Origin of the sequence: Oxalicibacterium sp., assembly GCF_035565035.1 — a bacterium.
GTDB lineage: Bacteria > Pseudomonadota > Gammaproteobacteria > Burkholderiales > Burkholderiaceae_D > Oxalicibacterium.
Map to the genome: position 1 here is coordinate 1 of NZ_DATMTD010000063.1, position 20,150 is coordinate 20,150.

Annotated in this window: 17 protein-coding genes and 1 pseudogene; 14 read left to right on the forward strand and 4 right to left on the reverse strand. The window is 58.4% G+C overall.

Annotated elements, in window-relative coordinates; translation table 11 throughout:
• Window positions 1-227: pseudogene (locus VN114_RS05730) on the reverse strand (hypothetical protein); the annotation flags it as partial.
• 220 nt (window positions 228-447) lie between these two features.
• Here VN114_RS05730 and VN114_RS05735 point away from each other — a divergent pair.
• The 3 genes from VN114_RS05735 to bla all read left to right on the forward strand — a co-directional run bounded on the left by VN114_RS05735 (window position 448) and on the right by bla (window position 2,635).
• Window positions 448-939: an aminoacyl-tRNA deacylase gene (locus tag VN114_RS05735; RefSeq protein ID WP_325512887.1), complete on the forward strand. Its 492-nt coding sequence runs from the start codon at window positions 448-450 to the stop codon at window positions 937-939.
• An 88-nt stretch (window positions 940-1,027) separates the two neighbouring features.
• A complete protein-coding gene (gene plsY / locus VN114_RS05740) occupies window positions 1,028-1,633 on the forward strand; it encodes a glycerol-3-phosphate 1-O-acyltransferase PlsY (protein ID WP_325512889.1) in 606 nt (201 codons plus the stop codon).
• 96 nt (window positions 1,634-1,729) lie between these two features.
• Window positions 1,730-2,635, forward strand: coding sequence for a class A beta-lactamase (gene bla, locus VN114_RS05745; RefSeq protein WP_325512891.1), 906 nt, complete (start codon window positions 1,730-1,732; stop codon window positions 2,633-2,635).
• 21 nt (window positions 2,636-2,656) lie between these two features.
• On the opposite strand, the gene tsaD is transcribed toward bla, so the two are convergent.
• On the reverse strand, window positions 2,657-3,685 hold the full coding sequence (gene tsaD / locus VN114_RS05750) for a tRNA (adenosine(37)-N6)-threonylcarbamoyltransferase complex transferase subunit TsaD (RefSeq protein WP_325512893.1): 1,029 nt from the start codon (window positions 3,683-3,685) through the stop codon (window positions 2,657-2,659).
• A 177-nt stretch (window positions 3,686-3,862) separates the two neighbouring features.
• Here tsaD and VN114_RS05755 point away from each other — a divergent pair, with 177 nt between their 5' ends.
• The 4 genes from VN114_RS05755 (at window position 3,863) to VN114_RS05770 (ending at window position 7,897) form a co-directional block, all read left to right on the forward strand.
• Window positions 3,863-4,501, forward strand: a complete 639-nt coding sequence (locus VN114_RS05755) for an ANTAR domain-containing response regulator (RefSeq protein ID WP_325512929.1) — start codon at window positions 3,863-3,865, stop codon at window positions 4,499-4,501.
• 340 nt (window positions 4,502-4,841) lie between these two features.
• The gene (locus tag VN114_RS05760) at window positions 4,842-6,122 is read left to right on the forward strand and encodes a CmpA/NrtA family ABC transporter substrate-binding protein (RefSeq protein WP_325512895.1); all 1,281 of its coding nucleotides are present in this window, start codon (window positions 4,842-4,844) and stop codon (window positions 6,120-6,122) included.
• Between the two features lie 9 nt (window positions 6,123-6,131).
• A complete protein-coding gene (gene ntrB, locus VN114_RS05765; RefSeq protein ID WP_144102502.1) occupies window positions 6,132-7,055 on the forward strand; it encodes a nitrate ABC transporter permease in 924 nt (307 codons plus the stop codon).
• A gap of 26 nt (window positions 7,056-7,081) precedes the next feature.
• Window positions 7,082-7,897 (forward strand): ABC transporter ATP-binding protein, encoded by an 816-nt coding sequence (locus VN114_RS05770; RefSeq protein WP_325512898.1) that lies wholly within the window; start codon window positions 7,082-7,084, stop codon window positions 7,895-7,897.
• A gap of 73 nt (window positions 7,898-7,970) precedes the next feature.
• On the opposite strand, the gene VN114_RS05775 is transcribed toward VN114_RS05770, so the two are convergent.
• Both VN114_RS05775 and VN114_RS05780 read right to left on the reverse strand, forming a co-directional pair.
• A complete protein-coding gene (locus VN114_RS05775; RefSeq protein ID WP_325512900.1) occupies window positions 7,971-9,686 on the reverse strand; it encodes a bifunctional protein-serine/threonine kinase/phosphatase in 1,716 nt (571 codons plus the stop codon).
• Between the two features lie 46 nt (window positions 9,687-9,732).
• A complete protein-coding gene (locus VN114_RS05780; RefSeq protein WP_144102499.1) occupies window positions 9,733-10,947 on the reverse strand; it encodes a nitrate/nitrite transporter in 1,215 nt (404 codons plus the stop codon).
• Window positions 10,948-10,993: 46 nt separating this feature from the next.
• Between VN114_RS05780 and VN114_RS05785 the strand changes: the two genes are divergently transcribed.
• The 7 genes from VN114_RS05785 (at window position 10,994) to VN114_RS05815 (ending at window position 20,138) form a co-directional block, all read left to right on the forward strand.
• Window positions 10,994-11,125 (forward strand): hypothetical protein, encoded by a 132-nt coding sequence (locus VN114_RS05785; RefSeq protein ID WP_325512902.1) that lies wholly within the window; start codon window positions 10,994-10,996, stop codon window positions 11,123-11,125.
• 112 nt (window positions 11,126-11,237) lie between these two features.
• Window positions 11,238-13,676, forward strand: a complete 2,439-nt coding sequence (nirB, locus tag VN114_RS05790; RefSeq protein WP_144102498.1) for a nitrite reductase large subunit NirB — start codon at window positions 11,238-11,240, stop codon at window positions 13,674-13,676.
• A 71-nt stretch (window positions 13,677-13,747) separates the two neighbouring features.
• Window positions 13,748-14,110, forward strand: a complete 363-nt coding sequence (nirD, locus tag VN114_RS05795) for a nitrite reductase small subunit NirD (RefSeq protein ID WP_144102497.1) — start codon at window positions 13,748-13,750, stop codon at window positions 14,108-14,110.
• 23 nt (window positions 14,111-14,133) lie between these two features.
• Window positions 14,134-16,956: a molybdopterin-dependent oxidoreductase gene (locus VN114_RS05800; protein ID WP_325512931.1), complete on the forward strand. Its 2,823-nt coding sequence runs from the start codon at window positions 14,134-14,136 to the stop codon at window positions 16,954-16,956.
• A gap of 46 nt (window positions 16,957-17,002) precedes the next feature.
• Window positions 17,003-18,010, forward strand: a complete 1,008-nt coding sequence (ybiB, locus tag VN114_RS05805) for a DNA-binding protein YbiB (protein ID WP_325512906.1) — start codon at window positions 17,003-17,005, stop codon at window positions 18,008-18,010.
• Between the two features lie 5 nt (window positions 18,011-18,015).
• Window positions 18,016-18,846 carry a uroporphyrinogen-III C-methyltransferase gene (gene cobA, locus VN114_RS05810; RefSeq protein ID WP_325512908.1) on the forward strand — a complete coding sequence of 277 codons (831 nt, stop codon included), beginning with the start codon at window positions 18,016-18,018 and terminating at the stop codon, window positions 18,844-18,846.
• Between the two features lie 95 nt (window positions 18,847-18,941).
• The gene (locus VN114_RS05815) at window positions 18,942-20,138 is read left to right on the forward strand and encodes an NAD(P)/FAD-dependent oxidoreductase (protein WP_325512910.1); all 1,197 of its coding nucleotides are present in this window, start codon (window positions 18,942-18,944) and stop codon (window positions 20,136-20,138) included.
• Window positions 20,139-20,150 lie beyond the last annotated feature (12 nt).

Sequence of the window (20,150 nt, forward strand, 5' to 3'; positions counted from 1 at the left end):
CGAAGTGTTCTTTCAATTAAATCGTCGAACCATGCGACTGGAGTTTCCCAGCATTTGTAATTTAAATTCCATTCAGGTTTATGACGTTTCTCTCCACGGATCCATGCAAAATTATTCGAGGAATATGGAATGCGTACTAAGACTGGATTCGGCCGGCTCTGCCGATAGATAACCGGTATGCCTTTTTGCTGCCAGATTTTAAGAAGACGAGGATCTTGTGCATCCATGCTTGGTGTGCTTTTCCAGATTTACTCAATTAATTACCTAATGGATTCGGGTGTTTGCCGGCATTTTAGTGTGCTTGTCATTAACAACATCTCCCATGAACATGGGAGATTGACAAAAAGTAACAATTGATTGTTGCCAAGACCTAAGCCAATTTTGGAGGGCCGTTTCATTCTCGTCTTCCGGCATAATGTCCACCTTTTTCACCGCCCCCAAAGCAACATGGCAAAGAAAGACCACGTCTCAGAAACCCCCGCCACACAATGGCTGCGCAAGCACGGCATCGCCTTCACCGACCACCCTTACGATTACGAAGACCACGGCGGCACATCAGTATCGTCGCGTGAACTCGGTGTCGATGAACACGCTGTCGTCAAAACATTGATCATGCAGGACGAGAAGGCGCAGCCGCTGGTGGTGTTAATGCATGGCGACTGCAAGGTGTCGACGAAGAATCTGGCGCGGCAGATTGGTTGCAAGTCGGTGGAGCCGTGCAAACCGGAGGTGGCGAATCGTCATTCCGGTTTTTTGATCGGCGGGACGTCGCCGTTCGGTACGCGCAAGGCGATGCCGGTGTATGTGGAAGAGAGCATCCTGGCGCTGGAGCGCATCTATATCAATGGCGGTCGCCGCGGCTATCTGATCGGGATTGCGCCGACTGTGCTGTCCGGCGAACTGGGTGCGAAGCCGGTGCAGTGCGCGCTGGTGGAATAGCATGCAAACAGATAACGAAATATTAAGGTGCGGTGCTTTATAGTGTGTGCCGTATCGGCCGCGATGGCGGCCATTTGAGAAGGTGAACATGAATACAGTGTTGTTTGTCGTTGTGGCGTATCTGATCGGTTCGATCTCGTTCGCGGTCATTGTCAGCAAGGTCCTGGGTCTTGCCGATCCGCGCAGCTATGGTTCGAAAAATCCGGGCGCGACCAATGTGCTGCGCAGCGGCAGCAAAAAGGCGGCGATCCTGACGCTGCTTGGCGATTGCCTGAAAGGTGTAGCGGCGGTGCTGCTGGCAAAATATTTCGGGCCGCGGTACGGCATCGATGACACCGGCATTGCATTGGTGGCGATCGCGGTGTTTCTCGGTCATCTGTGGCCGGTGTTCTTCCGCTTCATTGGCGGCAAGGGCGTGGCGACTGCGCTGGGTGTGCTGCTGGCGATTCACTGGTGGCTCGGTTTGGCGACGTTGATCACGTGGGTCGTCATTGCATACGCGTTCCGTTACTCGTCGCTGGCTGCACTGATTGCTGCGGTATTCGCGCCGTTCTATTACTGCCTGATGTTCGGCACCGATGCGATTCTGCTGGCCGTACTGGCGATGAGTGCGCTGCTGATTTTCCGCCACAGCAAGAACATCGGCAATCTGCTGGCAGGCAAGGAAAGCCGTCTCGGCAGCAAGAAAAAATAAACCATACGTCGTTCGCATGACGCGGACGTGCCTGATCTTTCTGCCGTGCGAAAAAAGAAAGCCGATCGCCCAGCAGAACATGAGGAGATGCTACCGATGACTACTTCTCTGAAGCGACGCTCGCTGATCGCTGCAACAACGGCATTGTTTCTTTCTTCAGGCCGCATGTCCTGGGCAACTGAAAGGTTGAGCGCCATGTCTGCACGCAAGCAACTGGAGGCAATCGAGAAGGACTTGGGCGGACGCCTGGGTGTGTTCGCTCTCGACACGGCGACTGGCGGGCAGCTCGCCTATCGTGCGGACGAACGTTTCGCTTTCTGCAGTACGTTCAAGTTGATTGCTGCATCGGCGATTCTGGCGAAGAGTGTGCAGATGCCGGGTTTGCTGCAACAGCGCATCGCTTACACAAAAAAAGATCTCGTGACGTATTCCCCGATTACGGAGAAGCATGTCGACGCAGGCATGACGATTGCCGAACTGTGCGCAGCCGCGCTGCAATACAGCGACAACACGGCGGCCAATCTGTTGATCGCGAATCTGGGTGGCACTGACGCGTTGACGGCATTTGCACGTTCGATCGGTGACGATGTTTTTCGTCTCGATCGTTGGGAAACGGAACTCAACAGCGCCATCCCCGGCGATCTGCGCGACACCACGACACCGCAAGCGATGGGCAACAGTCTCAACCGTCTGGCGTTGGGCGATGCCTTGCAACCGGCGCAGCGCGCACAACTGTGCGACTGGTTGCTCGGCAATACGACCGGCGCGACGCGCATCAAGGCCGGGATTCCGTCCGACTGGAAGATCGGTGACAAGACCGGTACCGGCGATTACGGTACGGCCAACGATGTCGGGGTGGTGTGGCCGGTCGGTCGTGCGCCGGTCATCGTTGCGATCTACACGACGCGCAACGCGAAGAATGCCGAGCCGCGCAGCGACACGATTGCGGCGGCAAGTCGTGTGGTGGTCGACTGGCTTGCGGACGATAGTCCGCGTTTTTAAAACGGGATTTGTGGCGTTGCGCTAGATGACGCTGATGCTGTCCAGCGGCCAGCGTGGTTTGACGTTGAAGGCGTAATCCTTTTTTGCCGCATCCGGATTGATCTGCAGGCGCATCGCGCCGGCGAAGGCGATCATCGCGCCGTTGTCGGTGCAGAATTCCAGTTCCGGATAAAACACCTTGAATTTTCTTTTTGCCGCGGCCGCGTTCAGCGATTCGCGCAACTGCCGGTTGGCGCCGACGCCGCCGGCGATCACCAGTCGTTTCAATCCGGTCTGCTTCAACGCGTTTACGCATTTTGCGGTCAGCACATCGACGATCGCATCGACGAAGGAACGCGCGACATTCGCCTTGTCCTGTTCGCAGATGTTGGTCAGTTGATTCTTCACGACGGTCAGCACCGCCGTCTTCAATCCTGAAAAACTGAAATTCAGATTGCCCGAATGCAGCATCGGACGCGGCAATGTGTAGACGGTCGGATCGCCGAATTCCGCCATGCGCGAAATGGCCGGGCCGCCCGGATAACCGAGGCCGAGCAGCTTGGCCGATTTGTCGAAGGCTTCGCCCGCAGCATCGTCCAGTGTTTCGCCCAGCATCGTGTACTGGCCGACGCCATCGACGCGCATCAATTGCGTGTGGCCGCCGGAAACCAGCAACGCCACGAACGGGAACTCCGGCGGTTCGCTTGCCAGCAGCGGCGACAGCAGATGGCCTTCAAGATGGTGCACGCCAAGCACCGGTTTATCCAGTGCCAAGCCGAGGCCGCAGGCGACCGATGCGCCGACCAGCAGCGCGCCGGCCAGACCCGGACCCTGGGTATACGCAATCGCATCGATGTCATCGCGCGCAGCGCCGCTTTCGGCGAACACCTGTTCCAGCAGCGGAATGGCGCGGCGAATATGGTCGCGCGACGCCAGTTCGGGCACCACGCCGCCGTATTCCTCGTGCATCTTGACCTGGGAGTACAGCGCGTGCGCACGCAGGCCATGTTGCGTGTCATACAACGCAAGGCCTGTTTCGTCGCAGGAGGATTCGATACCGAGAACGAGCATGGGAAATTGGGAACGGGGATGTTGGTGCGATTCTTGCGTGGATTGTAGCGTATTCCCCTTCAATCCATTGCCGAACCGTTCGGCAGAATTGCAATGACACGTTCCGATAAAACCGATTTGCGGCCTGAAACGCCTGGCAAGATGCCGTCCGGCGAACGTTCTGTTACGCGTCCTGCAATGCGCTCCGCCGTTCAATCCTTGCGCATTGTCATCGTCAACACGCTGCTGTCGATGGATGACGGTGAGGTCGATGCATTGGCGCTCGAGCAGGATGAGCGTGCACGCGCATTGCGCATCGGGTTGCTGGAAGCGGGCTACAACATCGTCGCGGTATTTCCGGCCGATATGCACTTGCCCGACCGCGTGGCGCAGTTGCAGCCGGACATGATCATCATCGACGCCGAATCCGACGCGCGCGATGTGCTGGAACATGTCGTGATGGCAACGCGTGAAGCGCCACGCCCGATCGTCCTGTTTACCGAGGATCAGGCGCGTTCCAGCATGGAAGCGGCAATGGCTGCAGGCGTATCGGCGTACATCGTCGCCGGCCTGTCGTCCGAACGCGTGAAGCCGGTGCTGGACGTTGCGCTGGCGCGTTTCAATGTCGATCAGAAGTTGCGCAATGAATTGTCGGATACCAAATTGAAGCTGGCCGAACGCAAGACCGTCGAGCGCGCAAAGGGTTTGCTGATGGAGCGCCACAAGATTTCGGAAGAGGAGGCGTACGGCAAGTTGCGCAGCATGGCGATGGACAAGAACCTGAAGTTGTCCGAGCTGGCGCAACGGATTATCGACATTGCGGATCTGCTGGGCTGATGCTTATAGAGAAGGGACTTGACGGGAGTTGCTGCATTTGCGGCGCATCATTTTGTTGCATGGTTGCGTGTGGTGCCTTGAACCGCACATAAATAGAGCACATTCGCTGTGCGCTGACGTCAGTAGAGGCTGACACCGCGCAAACCGAAAAGAAAAAAAGCTGGCACGGTCATTGCTGCATATGGAATGCACTAATGACGGTGCAACTAAATACATGATGCTTCGGCCAACGATGGCCGGGACATTCCGGACAAAGGCGTCCGCATCGCTTGAGCAGATTCGCTCAAGACGACGCGGGCGCTTTTTTTTATCTCTTTTGCAAACGATATCGGGGAAAACCATGACGACGAATGACGGAAACATTGGCAAGAAAACTGACACGCATGTTGACAAGGACATTGATAACAAGCGGCGCACGATCATCAAGGCAGCTGCCGTCGCCACCGCCTTTGGCGGACTGGCAACACGCGGCGTCTGGGCGGCAGGCTCCGACAAACCGGAGAAGGAAGAGGTCAAGGTCGGGTTCATTCCGCTGACCGATTGTGCATCGGTCGTGATGGCTTCGGTGCTGGGCTTCGACAAGAAGTACGGCATCAAGATCACGCCAAGCAAGGAATCGTCGTGGGCTGGTGTGCGCGACAAGCTCGTCAATGGCGAACTGGACGCGGCACATGTGCTGTACGGTCTGATCTACGGCGTCAACAACGGCATTGGCGGCGCGAAGAAAGACATGGCGGTGTTGATGAGCCTGAACAACAACGGTCAGGCAATCACGCTGTCGAAAAAGCTGGCGGATGCTGGCGCCGTCAACGGTCAGGGGCTGGCGAAGCTGATGCAAATGGAGAAGCGCGAATACACCTTCGCGCAAACCTTCCCGACCGGCACGCATGCGATGTGGCTGTATTACTGGCTCGCGACCTACGGTATCAATCCGATGAAGGACGCCAAGGTGATTACCGTACCGCCGCCGCAAATGGTGGCGAATATGCGTGTCGGCAACATGGATGGTTTCTGCGTTGGCGAACCGTGGAATCACCGTGCGATTGTCGACGGCATCGGCGTTACCGCAGCGACCACGCAGGAAATCTGGAAGGACCATCCGGAAAAAGTACTTGGCACCACTTCGGAGTGGGTCGCGAAGAATCCGAACACCGCACGCGCGATGATGGCCGCCGTTCTGGAAGCCAGCCGCTGGATCGATGCATCGCTGTCGAACAAGAACAAGATGGCGGAAACGATTGCGGCCAAGTCGTATGTCAACACGTCGGTCGATGTCATCAACCAGCGCATTCTGGGTCGTTACTCCGACGGCATGGGCAAGACCTGGGACGATCCGAACTACATGAAGTTCTACAACGATGGTGCGGTCAACTTCCCGTATCTGTCGGACGGCATGTGGTTCATGACGCAGCACAAGCGCTGGGGATTGATGAAAGACGATCCCGATTATCTGGCCGTCGCCAAGTCGGTCAACCGCATCGATCTGTACAAGGAAGCCGCAGCAATGGCGAAAGTACCGGTGCCGAAGGACGTCATGCGCACATCGAAGCTGATCGATGGTTCGGTGTGGGACGGCAAGAATCCAAAGGCGTATGCAGCATCGTTCAAGGTCAGGGCATAAGGAGGTTGTATGAGCGCAATCATGGAGTCCATCAACGAATCGGCAGCACCGATGGCGGGCAAGCCGGCCGCTACGGCGACCGTCGTTGCAGCACCGGCCGTAGCAGCACCGAAAGCGGCCGTCGAAAAAGAACGCAGCAAGGGCAACGGTTTATGGTTGCGTTCGACAACGCTGCTGGTGCTGCCACCGGTGTTCGGCGTGCTGTTTCTCTGCCTGATGTGGGAGATCGTGTCGATCAAGAACAGCGGCATTCCATCGCCACTCGTCACGCTGAAAGCGGCAATGGAGCTGTTCGCCGATCCGTTCTACAGCAACGGCCCGAACGACCAGGGCATCGGCTGGAATATTTACGCGTCGTTGAAGCGTGTCGGCATCGGCTTCGGCATGGCGGCGATCGTCGGCATTCCGCTGGGCTTCATGATCGGCCGTTTCAAGTTTTTGTCCGGCATGTTCAATCCGATCATCAGCCTGCTGAAACCGGTATCGCCACTGGCGTGGCTGCCGATCGGCCTGCTGGTATTCAAGGCGGCCGACCCGGCTGCGATCTGGGCAATCTTCATCTGCTCGATCTGGCCGATGATCATCAACACCGCGATCGGCGTGCAGCGCGTGCCGCAGGATTACATGAACGTGGCGCGCGTACTGAACCTGTCGGAGTGGAAGATCATCACGAAGATTCTGTTCCCCTCGGTATTGCCGTACATGCTGACTGGCGTGCGACTGGCGATCGGTACGGCGTGGCTGGTGATTGTCGCGGCGGAAATGCTGACCGGCGGTGTGGGCATCGGCTTCTGGGTCTGGGATGAATGGAACAACCTGAACGTCGCGCACATCATCATCGCGATTGTCGTCATCGGTGTGGTCGGTCTGGTGCTGGAGCAGATTCTGGTCGGACTGGCGAAAGCATTCACCTATGAAGACGTAAAGAGCTGATTCGGATAACGGAAAAGGAAACCATCATGGATATCATCAGGAACAAGTTCATTGAAATCCAGGACGCCGAAATGTCCTTCTTCACGAAGAAGGGCGTCTTCAACGCACTGACCGATATCAACCTGACGGTCGGCAAAGGCGAGTTCATCACGCTGATCGGTCATTCCGGTTGCGGCAAGTCGACGTTGCTCAACCTGATCGCAGGATTGACGCACGCCACCGGCGGCATGCTGTTGTGTGCCAATCGCGAGATCGCCGGACCGTCGCCGGAACGCGCGGTCGTGTTCCAGAATCATTCGCTGTTGCCTTGGTTGACCTGCTACGAGAACGTGTATCTGGCAGTCGAACGCGTTTTCGGCAAGGTAGAAGGCAAAGCCAAACTCAAGGAACGCACAAAAGCGGCACTCGCGCTGGTCGGCCTGACGCATGCGGAACAGAAACGGCCGAACGAAATTTCCGGCGGCATGAAACAGCGTGTCGGCATTGCGCGTGCCTTGTCGATGGAGCCGAAAGTATTGTTGATGGATGAACCGTTCGGCGCGCTCGATGCATTGACGCGCGCACACTTGCAGGACGAGTTGCTGAAGATCGTCGCAGCAACCGGTTCGACGGTCGTGATGGTCACGCACGATGTCGACGAAGCTGTGTTGCTGTCGGATCGCATCGTGATGCTGACCAACGGACCATCGGCAACGATCGGCGAAATTCTGGAAGTAGATCTGCCGCGTCCGCGTGAACGCGTTGCGCTGGCGCAGGATCCGAAGTATTCGGCATACCGTACCGCAGTGCTGGAATTCCTGTATCACCGTCAGTCGCATCCGGCGGCGAAGGAAGCTGCTTGAGGATGCTGGTCACGAAAATAAGAACGGAAAAACGCCGCATTGCAGAATGCGGCTTTTTTTATTTTGCAGCGTGTTATCGCAAGATCAGCAGGTAAAGCAGCAACAGATTGATCACGATGGAAATCGCGGCAACCGCGCGCCATAGCGACAGCGGATTGCGCGTCGCCAGCGGCTTTGCTGCCGGCGCAGCCAGTGGTCGTGTCGCCCCGCGTTCCAGCGCCAGCAGGAATTCTTCCGCCGTTTCGAACCGGTCGGCCGGACCGCGCGCGACGGCTTTCAGCAAGACATTTTCCAGCCACAATGGCACGTCTGGGCGGTAACGGCTTGGCGTGACCGGCTCGCCAAAACGCGGTGTCTGGAATGGCTCTATTTCCCCGTACGGGAAATGGCGCGTCAACAACTGGTACAGCGTGACGCCGGTTGCATACAGGTCGGTCTGGCGCGACGGTGGCGCATTGTCAAATTGCTCGGGCGCGAGAAAGGAGGGCGTGCCGGCGCGCGGTGCACGCACTTCGTCTTCCGCTTCCAGTCCGGACTGCGCCACGCCCAGATCGAGAATGCGCAATTCGCCGTCGCTGCCGAGATGAATATTGCCGGGCTTGATGTCGCGGTGGATGATGCTGCGTCGATGCAGTGCGCCGATGGCACGGACCAGTTTCGTGCCGTGCGCGATGACGTCGGGAATCGTGAAGTGTTCGCCGACATCCAGATGTTGCTGCAATGTGCTGCCGTCATGCCAGGTCGTCAGGTAGTACAGATAGCTTTTCTGTTCCGGCGTGATGACTTGCGGGAAGAAGCGTGCGACCACACGTTTCGTCAGCCATTCTTCATGCGCGAAGGCCGAACGTTCGTGTTCGTCGTTGGCGCGATCGGGGTGCAGGGTTTTCAGGACAAGCTTGCGCGGCGGATTGCTGCCGTGCGGTGGTTCGGATACGCGATACAGCAGCGTGGTGGTCGATGCGTGGATCTGTTCCTCGATCGTGTAACCGTCGATGGTCTGGCCGACCTTCAGTTTCGGCGGCACCGGCAATTGCTGCGAACCGGACAGCGCATCGCGCAGGTTCGTTTCCGGCAAGGCCTGTACGTGAATCGCGAGTGCACTGATGTTGTCGTGCGAATCGGCTGCGAGTGCGGCGTCGAGCAGCGCGTTGGCGGTTTCCTCTGCATTGGATTTGCCTGCCGCAAAGTCGGCCAGATGTGCCGTCAGATCGTATTCGGAAATGGCGGCCCATACGCCATCCGTCGCGAGCAGAAAGACGTCGCCTTCATGCAGCTCGCCCATGCCGTGATCGACTGCGAGGCGCGAGTCGAGTCCGATCGCGCGCGTCAGGACATGCTGCATTTCCGGGCGGTCCCATACGTGATCGGTGGTCAGCCGTGTCAGCTTGCTGTCGCGTAACAGGTAGAGACGTGAATCGCCGGCATGCGCGAAATAATAGAAGCGGCCGCGCAACACGATCGTCGTCAGTGTTGTTGCCATGCCGGCCAGTTCGGCGCGGATCGAGCCCTGATGCTGCACCCATGTGTTGATCGCCTTCAGCACACGGTCCAGCGATTGCGTCACCGGCCACGTATCAGACGTCGCGTAGTAATCGGACAGCAGGCCGCGTACCGTGTATTCGGATGCTTCGCGTCCGCCGTCGTTGCCGGACACGCCGTCGGCAATCGCCGCGATGATTCCCTTGCCTGACAGTTCGGGTTCGTCCGGCAACGCCATGCCGACGAAATCCTCATTGACCGGACGCTGACCGGCGCGCGTGGCGTGGCCTGCCGAGATTTTCAGTGACATGGCATGCCTGTTTTATTGCCGAATGAACGCGTGGATGACGGTTGCATCAGATTTTCGCATTCGTCATTGCAGCACTGCCCCATGTGGTGCGCCAGCGGTTTTTCACCGTCGACAAGCCGAGCAAGGCGACGATCGCCAATGCGGCGAACACGATCAGGCCGCCCTGGTAACTTCCTGTCAGCTGTTTCGAATAACCGAGGCTGGACGCCAGATAGAAGCCGCCGATGCCGCCGGCCATGCCGACCAGACCGGTCATGACGCCGATTTCCTTGCGGAAGCGCTGCGGCACCAACTGGAATACCGCGCCGTTGCCGACGCCGAGCGACAGCATCGCCGCAACGAAGATGACGACCGCCATTGCAGGCGATTGCAGGCCGAAGCTGGCAATCAGCAGGAACGTTGCCGCGAGCATGTACATCATCGACAGCGTCTTGATACCGCCGATGCGATCGGCCAGCCGTCCGCCGAACGGGCGCACCATCGATCCGGCGAATACGCAGGCAGCGGTGAAGTAGCCGGCCGTGACCGGCGACAATCCGTATTGACCATTGAAGTAAATGGTCAGCGACGATGCCAGTCCGGAGAAGCCGCCGAACGTGACGCTGTAGAAGAACATGAACCACCACGCGTCGCGATCCTTCAATACCTGCAGATAGGCGACCAGCGATTTCGGCGGCGGTGCGGATGGCGCATCCTTGGCGAACACCATATAGACAAGCAGCGCGACGCCGAGCGGAATCAGGCACAGGCCGAACACGTTTTGCCAGCCGAACATGATCGCCAATGTCGGGGCAAACAAGGCAGCCAGCGCCGTGCCGGAATTGCCCGCGCCAGCGATGCCGAGGGCCATGCCTTGATGTTCCGGCGGATACCAGCGCGATGCCAGCGGCAATGCGACGGCGAACGCAGCGCCGGCCACCCCGAGGATCACGCCCAGCGCCAGGATCGCATGGTAGTTGTGCAGATCGCCCAGCCAGGCCCAGACCAGTCCGGCCATCACAACCAGCTGCCCGATCAATCCGGCCTTTTTCGGTTGCAGGTGATCGACCAGCACGCCCATCACGATGCGTAGCAGCGCGCCGGCGAGCAGCGGCGTCGCGACGATCAATCCTTTTTGCGCAGGCGTCAGTCCGATGTCGTTGGCGATCTGCACCGCGAGCGGCCCGAGGATGACCCACACCATGAAACTCAGATCGAAGTAGAAGAAGGAGGAAAGCAGGGTCGGTGTGTGACCGGCTTTCCAGAATGATGTTTTTTGCATGAGAGCTCGCAGGGTTGAATGAGTTGGACTCAAATATGCAAGCGCTATGCCACTTTCAAATATGGGGCATTACCTGAGTCGTGCACGACGGCGGGGAGCGATCCTGTTGCGCGAGGAGGAAGGCGGCGCACCAACTTCTGTGGTGGCTGCACTTGTTGAGTGCGAATTGCCGATTTAATTGGTGCAACGCGTCGTTGGCGCAATAGGACACGCGGAAAACGCACGATTTTAAAACTGGCATCTGTTTTGCTTATTTAGATTCGCGAACAACAATTCTGTGGGATGCAGCGATGAAAAAAATGAAACTGGTCATGGTCGGTAACGGTATGGCGGGCGTGCGTACGCTGGAAGAGCTGCGCAAGATCGCTCCTGATCTATATGACATCACGGTGTTCGGTGCCGAACCGTACGCCAATTACAACCGCATCTTGCTGTCGCCGGTACTGGCCGGCGAACAGACGATCAAGGACATCATGCTGAACGATGTCGACTGGTATGCAGAGAACGGCATCACGCTGCATCTTGGCAAGAAGATCACGAAGATCGATCGCGTCAAGCGTCTGGTCATTGCCGAAGACGGCACGACGGCTGAATACGACCGCCTGTTGCTGGCGACCGGTTCCAATCCGTTCATGCTGCCGATTCCGGGCAAGGAGTTGCAAGGCGTGATCGGCTATCGCGACATTTATGACACCAACGCGATGATCGAAGCGGCAACCAAATACAAGCATGCCGTCGTCATCGGTGGCGGTTTGCTCGGCCTCGAGGCGGCCAACGGCCTGAAATTGCGCGGCATGGACGTCACCGTCGTGCACCTGCCGGAAACGCTGATGGAACGCCAGCTCGATCACACCGCCGGCAAGATGTTGCAGAAGTCTCTGGAAGATCGCGGCCTGTCCTTCCTGCTCGGCAAGAACTCGAAGGAATTGGTGGGCGATGAAAATGGTCGTGTAAAAGCATTGAAGTTTACCGACGGCAGCGAGATCCCGGCGCAACTGGTCGTGATGGCCGTCGGCATTCGACCGAACACGCAACTGGCCGAAGAAACCGGCATTCACTGCAATCGCGGCATCGTCGTCAACGACACGATGCAAACCTTTGATCCGCGCGTCTATGCGGTCGGCGAATGCGTCAATCATCGCGGCACCGCCTACGGTCTGGTCGCACCGCTGTTCGAAATGGCGAAAGTCTGCGCGAACCATCTCGCCAACTACGGCATCGGCCGCTATCAGGGCTCGGTCACGTCGACCAAATTGAAAGTGACCGGCATCGATCTGTTCTCGGCCGGCGATTTTCTCGGTGGCGAAGGCACGGAAGAAATCATGCTGTCCGATCCGATCGGCGGCGTCTACAAGAAGCTTGTCCTGAGAGACAACAAGCTGGTCGGCGCCTGCCTGTATGGCGACACCGTCGATGGCAGCTGGTACTTCAACATGCTGCGCGAAGGCAAGGACGTCAGTGAAATCCGCGACGCATTGATGTTCGGCGAAGCCAACATGACACGTCCGGGCGACACCGGTCATGAAGGTTTCAACAAGGCCGCTGCGATGCCGGACACCGCCGAAGTCTGCGGTTGCAACGGCGTGTGCAAAGGCACCATCGTCAAGGCGATCAAGGAAAAAGGCCTGTTCACGATCGAGGATGTACGCAAGCATACAAAGGCATCAGCATCGTGCGGCTCGTGTACCGGTCTGGTCGAACAGATCATCATGGCGACTGCTGGTGGCGATTATTCGACCGCGACCAAGGTCAAGCCGATGTGCGGTTGTACCGATCACACGCATCAGGAGATGCGCGACGCCATCAAGGCGCAAAAACTGCTGACCGTGGCAGACGCGATGAAGGCGATGGAATGGCGCACACCAAACGGTTGTTCGAGCTGCCGTCCTGCGATCAACTATTACCTGATTTCGACCTGGCCGAAGGAGGCGATCGACGATCCGCAATCGCGTTTCATCAACGAGCGCGCACACGCCAACATTCAAAAGGACGGTACGTTCTCGGTGATCCCGCGCATGTGGGGCGGCGAGACCAATTCGAGCGAATTGCGCCGCATCGCCGACGTGGTCGACAAGTTCAAGATTCCAACGGTGAAAGTCACCGGCGGTCAGCGCATCGATTTGCTCGGCGTGAAAAAAGAAGACCTGCGCGAAGTCTGGCACGACCTTGGCATGCCTGCCGGTCTCGGTTACGCGAAGGGTTTGCGTACGGTGAAGACGTGTGTCGGTTCCGAATGGTGCCGTTTCGGTACGCAGGATTCGACCCGCATGGGACAGGAGCTGGAACGTCAACTCGCGTTGATGTACACGCCGCACAAAACCAAACTGGCAGTGTCCGGTTGCCCGCGTAACTGTGCGGAATCCGGCATCAAGGACGTCGGCATCATCGGCGTCGATTCCGGCTGGGAACTGTACGTCGGCGGTAACGGCGGCATCAAGACCGAGGTCGCGGAATTCTTCGTCAAGGTGAAGACGCACGAAGAAGTGCTGGAATACACCGGCGCCTTCCTGCAGTTGTATCGCGAAGAAGGCTGGTACCTGGAACGAACCGTGCATTACCTTGCACGTGTCGGTCTCGAACATGCGAAGAAGCAGGTCATCGAGGATGCGGAAAACCGCAAGGCGCTGTACGAACGCCTGCTGTTCTCGCTCGAAGGCCAGGCAGATCCGTGGCACGAGTCGGAAAAGGCGCATGTCGATACACGCCAGTTCGCTCCGTTGAGCGTCTGACGGATTGCGGTTCCCGATCGATCGAATGGAATCGATGAACGCGCATCGATTAAATATTGAGGAAGAAAAAGATGTCGAATGAATGGAAAGTAATCTGCAGCGTGGACGATATCCCGGTGCTCGGTTCGCGCGTGGTGCAGCGCGCGGGTGAGACCAATGTCGCGATTTTTCGCAACAGCGAGAACAAGGTGTTCGCATTGCTGGACAAGTGTCCGCACAAGGGCGGCCCGCTGTCGCAGGGCATCGTGTTCGGCGAGCGCGTCGCCTGCCCGCTGCACAACTGGAATATCGAGCTGCAGTCTGGTTGTGCGGTAGCGCCGGATGAAGGCTGTACACAGAAGTTCAGCGTGCGTGTCGAGAATGGGCAGGTATCGCTGGATATGGCAGAACTGAACGCGCCATCCGCGATGGCGAAAGGACTGGCCGCAGCATGAATGACGTCTCGGTTCCTGCGGCAATGTCCGGATCTGCTGCGCTTGCAGAAAGCGCAGCGGCAGCCGTGACCGAAACCAAGGCAACCTGCTGCTATTGCGGCGTGGGCTGCGGTGTCATCGTGCAAACCGATGGCACGCAGGTCATCGGCGTGCGCGGCGATCCGGATCACCCGGCCAACTTCGGCCGTCTCTGTACCAAGGGCAGCACGCTGCATTTGACGGCACGGCCCGCATTGCAACAGCAGGCGCGTGCGCTGTATCCGGAATTGCGGGTGGTACGGAATCTGGATCGCGAACGTGCCTCGTGGGATACCACCATCGATTTCATTGCGAAGAAATTTGCGGACGCGATTGCGGCGCACGGACCGGACAGTGTCGGCTTCTATATCTCCGGCCAGTTGCTGACCGAGGATTATTACGTCTTCAACAAACTCGCGAAGGGTTTGATCGGTACCAACAATATCGATACCAACTCCCGTCTGTGCATGTCGAGCGCGGTAGCGGGTTACAAGCAGACGCTGGGTGCCGATGCGCCGCCGGCCTGTTACGAAGATATCGAACTGGCCGACTGTGTGTTCATCGTCGGCTCCAACATGGCGTACGCGCATCCGATTCTGTATCGCCGCCTGGAAGCGGCCCGCAAGGCCAATCCGGACATGAAGATGATCGTCGCCGATCCGCGTCGTACCGACACTGCGCGCGATGCCGATCTGTTCCTGCCGATCCTGCCGGGCACCGACGTTGCGCTGTTCAACGGCATGCTGCACATCTGCCTGTGGGAAGACCTGATCGATCCGGCCTACATCGATGCGCACACGGAAGGCTTTGCCGAACTGAAGAAAACGGTGCGCGACTACACGCCGAAAATGGTGGCGGAGATTTGCGGCATCAACGAGCAGGACCTGATTACCGCAGCGCGCTGGTTCGGCGAATCGAAAGCGTCGCTGTCGCTGTATTGCCAGGGTTTGAACCAGTCATCCTCCGGCACGGCAAAAAATGCCGCACTCATTAATCTGCATCTGGCGACACATCAGATCGGCAAGCCGGGTGCCGGGCCGTTATCGCTGACGGGCCAGCCGAACGCGATGGGCGGTCGCGAAGTGGGCGGCATGGCCAATCTGATGTCCGCTCATCGCGAACTCGCCAATCCGGAACACCGTGCTGAAATCTCACGGCTGTGGGGTGTGGACGACATACCGGCCACACCGGGAAAGAGCGCGGTGGAGATGTTTGAGGCCGTACGCAACGGCGAGATCAAGGTCATCTGGATTGCCTGCACCAACCCTGCGCAATCGATGCCTGAACAAAAGATGATCCGTGAAGCGTTGAAGAACGCAGAACTGGTCATCGTGCAGGAAGCATACAAAACGACCGCGAGTTGCGATTACGCCGATGTGCTGTTGCCGGCAACCACGTGGAGTGAAAAGGAAGGAACGGTCACCAATTCCGAGCGCCGCATCACGCGCTTCAAACCGGTCTTGCCAAAGCCGGCGGAAACCCTGCATGACTGGGAAATTGTCGTGCGCTTTGCGCATCGACTGGAACAGTTGTTGGGAAAAACACAGAAGCAGACGCTTTTTCCCTATTCAGATGTGGAATCGATCTGGAACGAACATCGCGAATCGACACGCGGTCGTGATCTGGACATCACGGGTTTGTCGTACGAGATTCTGGAGCAGCAGGGGCCGCAGCAATGGCCGTTCGCCGAAGGCATGCAGAGCGGCAGGAAGCGTTTGTATGAAGACGCCGTTTTCCCAACGGCATCCGGCCGCGCGAAATTCGTCAATACGGTTTATGTTCCGGTTGCGGAAAAAGTCGATGCGCGTTTCCCGTTCCATTTGACGACGGGGCGCCTGCGCGATCAATGGCATGGCATGAGTCGCACCGGTACCGTTGCGCAATTGTTTTCGCATGCAGCGGAACCGGCCGTCGTGATGTCGCAGATCGACATGGATCGTCGTCTGTTGAAAAACGGCGATCTCGTGCATGTGACCAGCAAGCGCGGCACGCAGATATTGCCGGTTGCCGCCGGCGACGACATGCGCGCAAGCCAGGCGTTCATCGGCATGCACTGGGGCGAGGAATATGTCTCCGGGCGCGGCTCGAACGGCGAAGGCACCTACGGCGTCAACGCGCTGACATCGCCGGCCTACGACCCGAGTTCCAAACAGCCGGAGCTGAAACATGCTGCCGTCAAGATTCTGAAGGCAGAGCTGCCCTGGCATTACGTGGTATTCGGCTGGATCGATGAAGACAAGCTGCTGAAGCTGCAATCCGATCTGCGGCCGGTGATGCGCCGGTTTGCCTTTGCATCGTGCACGCTGTTCGGGCGTGACAAGGTTGGCGTGCTGTTTCGTGCGGCGGACGATTATGCGGCAGAAAAAAATGTCATTGAGGAAATCGAAAGCCGCTTCGGGATCGAGGGTGCGCAGGTGTTGCGCTACGACGACCGCAAGCGCGGCAATTCGCGACATATCCTGATCGAGGACGGCAAGCTGAAGGCGGTTTCTTTATCCGGCGATACCTCGGCCGAACATTGGCTGAAGCAGTATCTGGAGGGCGAACAGCCGGTGGCGTCGCTGGGACGACTGTTGTTGATGCCGTCCGATACGCCGCCGCAGAACTTCCGTTCGCGCGGCCGCATCGTCTGCAACTGCTTCAACGTCGCCGAAACCGAAATCAGCGATGCATTGATGACGCAATCTGCGGGTTTGGCGAACATCGCACCGGATGCGGTCCTGGCCGGCCTTCAACAGAAACTCAAGTGCGGCACCAACTGCGGATCGTGCGTGCCGGAACTGAAGAAAATCATCGTCAATCATCCACTGCAGGCCAGGGCAGCCTAGTTCGGCGCTGCTGCCAAGGATGGTTCTTTCGGTGTACCCTGCGCGGATGAATACTTCTCCCTCACAAGACTACGAAACAAACGAAGCGGTCGAGCCGGTCGAACCTTTCGCCGCCGGCCGTTTCATCAAGGAAATCGGACGCGGCGTCAAAGGTGCGCGCAGCCTGTCGCGCGACGATGCACAGCAACTGTATGCGGCGATGCTCGACGGTCGCGTCTCCGACCTGGAGATGGGCGGCATCATGCTGGCGATGCGCATCAAGGGCGAATCGGTCGCGGAACTCGACGGTTTTCTCGAAGCGGCGGAAGCCTCGTTCGAACAATTGCATGCGCCCGACAGCGAGTACGCACCGATCGTGATTCCGTCCTATAACGGCTCGCGCCAGATGCCGAACCTGACGCCGCTGCTGGCGTTGTTGCTTGCGCGCGAAGGGGCACCGGTGTTCATCCACGGTGTAACAACCGATCCGGGACGTGTGACGACGGCGGAAATTCTGCATGAACTCGGCTATCCGGTATCGAACACGCCGGCGCAGGCCGCAGAGCAATTTGCACAGCGTGCGCCGGTGCTGATGCCGATCACCGATCTCGCGCCGAAATTGTCGCGCCTGCTGGCGATGCGCCGCATTCTCGGCGTGCGCAATTCCACGCATACGCTGGTCAAGATCATGCAGCCGTTTGTGCAACCGGCGTTGCGGCTGACGTCGTACACGCATCCGGAATACCTGACCACACTGACCGAATACTTCACGACTTCTGCACCACAAGTGCGCGGCGACGTCTTCCTGATGCGCGGTACCGAAGGCGAAACGGTCGCCAACGCCAAGCGGGCGCAACAGATCAACTGGATCCATGAAGGTGTGTGCACGATTCTGGTGCAAAAACAGGAGCCGGTTGACGACATGCCGCCGTTGCCTGAATCGCGCGATGCCGATGTGACGGCGCGCTGGATAGAAAAGGCGCTGCGCGGCGAAGCGCCGATACCGGTTTCGATCGCGGAACAAGTGGAACAATGTTTGCTTATATCGAAGAAGGTAAAAAGCAGACTGGGGTAGTAAAAATGAAACGCGCACCATCGTCACCCAAGCAGCAATTGGAATCCCGGGAACAAGACGCAAGGCAATTCGGCAAGGTCTTTCTGGTCGGCGCCGGTCCCGGCGATCCGGAGTTGCTGACATTGAAAGCCGTCAAGGCCATTGCGCAGGCCGACGTGATTCTGATCGACGACCTGGTCAACCCGGAAGTCTTGCAACATGCGCCAGCGACCGCGCGCGTGGTGAATGTCGGCAAGCGCGGCGGTTGCAAGCAGACACCGCAGGAATTCATCGAACGCTTGTTGTTGTCCGAAGCGCAAGCCGGCAATTGCGTCGTTCGTCTGAAGGGTGGCGATCCCTTTATCTTCGGCCGCGGCGGCGAAGAGCGCGATCACCTGCAGGCGGAAGGCATTGAAGTCGACGTCGTCAACGGCATCAGCAGCGGACTTGCCGCGCCGTCGTCGATCGGCGTGCCGCTCACGCATCGCGAGTGGAGCCAGGGCGCGGTCTTCATCACCGGCCACGGCAAGACGCCGGACGCCAATCCCGATTGGGAAACGCTGGCAAAGCTGAATCTGACACTCGTCATTTATATGGGCGTCGCGCGTTGCGCAGAAATTCAAGCGTCGCTGCTGGCGGGCGGCAAGTCGGGCGATACCCCGGTTGCCGTGGTTCAGTCGGCAACCGGCACGGCACAGGCGCAATTGATCACGACTCTGGCGGAACTGCCTCAGGCGTTGGCGCAATCGCAGATTGGCAGCCCGGCAATCATTGTTGTCGGCGATGTCGTGCGATGTGCAACGCAGACAGCACTGGCAACGATATCGCGCGACGAGCCGGAACGTCTTTCCGCCTAGTTCTCTTCCTGACAAGTTTTTCCTGAATCGCGAACTGTCTATAGACGCAGGCAGTTCGCGATTACAATCACGGCTTCTTGAATGACAGGCAAGCCATGAGTCAACATTACGACGTCGCCGTCATTGGCGCAGGTGCAGCAGGCATGATGTGCGCCAGCGTCGCCGGGCAGCGCGGCAAACGCGTGGTGCTGATCGACCACGCCGGCAAGCTCGCCGAAAAAATTCGCATCTCCGGCGGCGGCCGCTGCAATTTCACCAACATCGACGCCGCGCCGCAAAACTTCCTGTCGCAGAATCCGCATTTCTGCAAAAGCGCATTGTCGCGTTACACGCCGCAGGATTTTCTTGCGCTGATGAAGCGTTATCGCATCGGCTATCACGAGAAGCACAAGGGCCAGCTGTTCTGCGACAACTCGGCGGAAGACATCATCGACATGCTGAAAGCCGAATGCAATCTCGGCAATGTGACGTGGCGTATGCCGTGCAAGGTGGAGGTAATCGGCAAGGATGGCGAGCGCTTCCGCATCGAAACCGATAGCGGCACCGTGACGGCAGACAGCCTGGTGATGGCGACCGGCGGCCTGTCGATTCCGAAGATCGGTGCAACCGATTTCGCCTATCGCGTTGCAAGGCAATTCGAACTGAAGCTGGTCGAACCGCGTCCCGGGCTGGTGCCGCTGACGTTTGATCCGGCTGCGTGGCAACCTTTGGTTGCGCTGGCCGGCATTGCACTGCCGGTCGAGGTGGAAACCGGCGAGAAGAAGAACAGGGGATATTTCAAGGAAGATCTGCTGTTCACGCATCGCGGCCTGTCCGGCCCGGCGATCCTGCAGATATCCAGCTTCTGGCAGGACGGCGCAGCGCTGACAATCAACCTCGCGCCGGAAACGGATATCGCCGAAGCGTTGATCGAAGGCAAATCCTCCAGCAAAAAGAATCTGGGCAATCAGTTGTCGCAATGGCTGCCCTCGCGCCTGGCCGAAGAATGGTTGCTTGCAAACAAGTTCAAGCCCGACGCACGCGTCGCCGACATGCAGGACAAGTCGTTGCGTCAGCTTGGCACGTCGATCAATCGCTGGGCAATCACGCCGAACGGTTCCGAAGGGTATCGCAAGGCGGAGGTGACGCTGGGCGGCATCGATACGCGCGAACTGTCGCAGCAAACAATGATGGCCAACAAGGTGCCGGGTTTGCACTTCATCGGCGAAGCGGTCGATGTGACCGGCTGGCTCGGCGGCTACAACTTCCAGTGGGCGTGGGCCTCGGGTGTTGCGGCGGGGCAGGCGGTGTAGGAGCAAACAACG

What these genes read in the sequence shown, in the direction of transcription:
- VN114_RS05735 (WP_325512887.1), top strand. Translation starts at nt 448, where the DNA reads ATGGCAAAGAAAGACCACGTCTCAGAAACCCCCGCCACACAATGGCTG.
- plsY (WP_325512889.1), top strand. Translation starts at nt 1,028, where the DNA reads ATGAATACAGTGTTGTTTGTCGTTGTGGCGTATCTGATCGGTTCGATC.
- bla (WP_325512891.1), top strand. Translation starts at nt 1,730, where the DNA reads ATGACTACTTCTCTGAAGCGACGCTCGCTGATCGCTGCAACAACGGCA.
- tsaD (WP_325512893.1), bottom strand. Translation starts at nt 3,685, where the DNA reads ATGCTCGTTCTCGGTATCGAATCCTCCTGCGACGAAACAGGCCTTGCG.
- VN114_RS05755 (WP_325512929.1), top strand. Translation starts at nt 3,863, where the DNA reads ATGCGCTCCGCCGTTCAATCCTTGCGCATTGTCATCGTCAACACGCTG.
- VN114_RS05760 (WP_325512895.1), top strand. Translation starts at nt 4,842, where the DNA reads ATGACGACGAATGACGGAAACATTGGCAAGAAAACTGACACGCATGTT.
- ntrB (WP_144102502.1), top strand. Translation starts at nt 6,132, where the DNA reads ATGAGCGCAATCATGGAGTCCATCAACGAATCGGCAGCACCGATGGCG.
- VN114_RS05770 (WP_325512898.1), top strand. Translation starts at nt 7,082, where the DNA reads ATGGATATCATCAGGAACAAGTTCATTGAAATCCAGGACGCCGAAATG.
- VN114_RS05775 (WP_325512900.1), bottom strand. Translation starts at nt 9,686, where the DNA reads ATGTCACTGAAAATCTCGGCAGGCCACGCCACGCGCGCCGGTCAGCGT.
- VN114_RS05780 (WP_144102499.1), bottom strand. Translation starts at nt 10,947, where the DNA reads ATGCAAAAAACATCATTCTGGAAAGCCGGTCACACACCGACCCTGCTT.
- VN114_RS05785 (WP_325512902.1), top strand. Translation starts at nt 10,994, where the DNA reads ATGCCACTTTCAAATATGGGGCATTACCTGAGTCGTGCACGACGGCGG.
- nirB (WP_144102498.1), top strand. Translation starts at nt 11,238, where the DNA reads ATGAAAAAAATGAAACTGGTCATGGTCGGTAACGGTATGGCGGGCGTG.
- nirD (WP_144102497.1), top strand. Translation starts at nt 13,748, where the DNA reads ATGTCGAATGAATGGAAAGTAATCTGCAGCGTGGACGATATCCCGGTG.
- VN114_RS05800 (WP_325512931.1), top strand. Translation starts at nt 14,134, where the DNA reads ATGTCCGGATCTGCTGCGCTTGCAGAAAGCGCAGCGGCAGCCGTGACC.
- ybiB (WP_325512906.1), top strand. Translation starts at nt 17,003, where the DNA reads ATGAATACTTCTCCCTCACAAGACTACGAAACAAACGAAGCGGTCGAG.
- cobA (WP_325512908.1), top strand. Translation starts at nt 18,016, where the DNA reads ATGAAACGCGCACCATCGTCACCCAAGCAGCAATTGGAATCCCGGGAA.
- VN114_RS05815 (WP_325512910.1), top strand. Translation starts at nt 18,942, where the DNA reads ATGAGTCAACATTACGACGTCGCCGTCATTGGCGCAGGTGCAGCAGGC.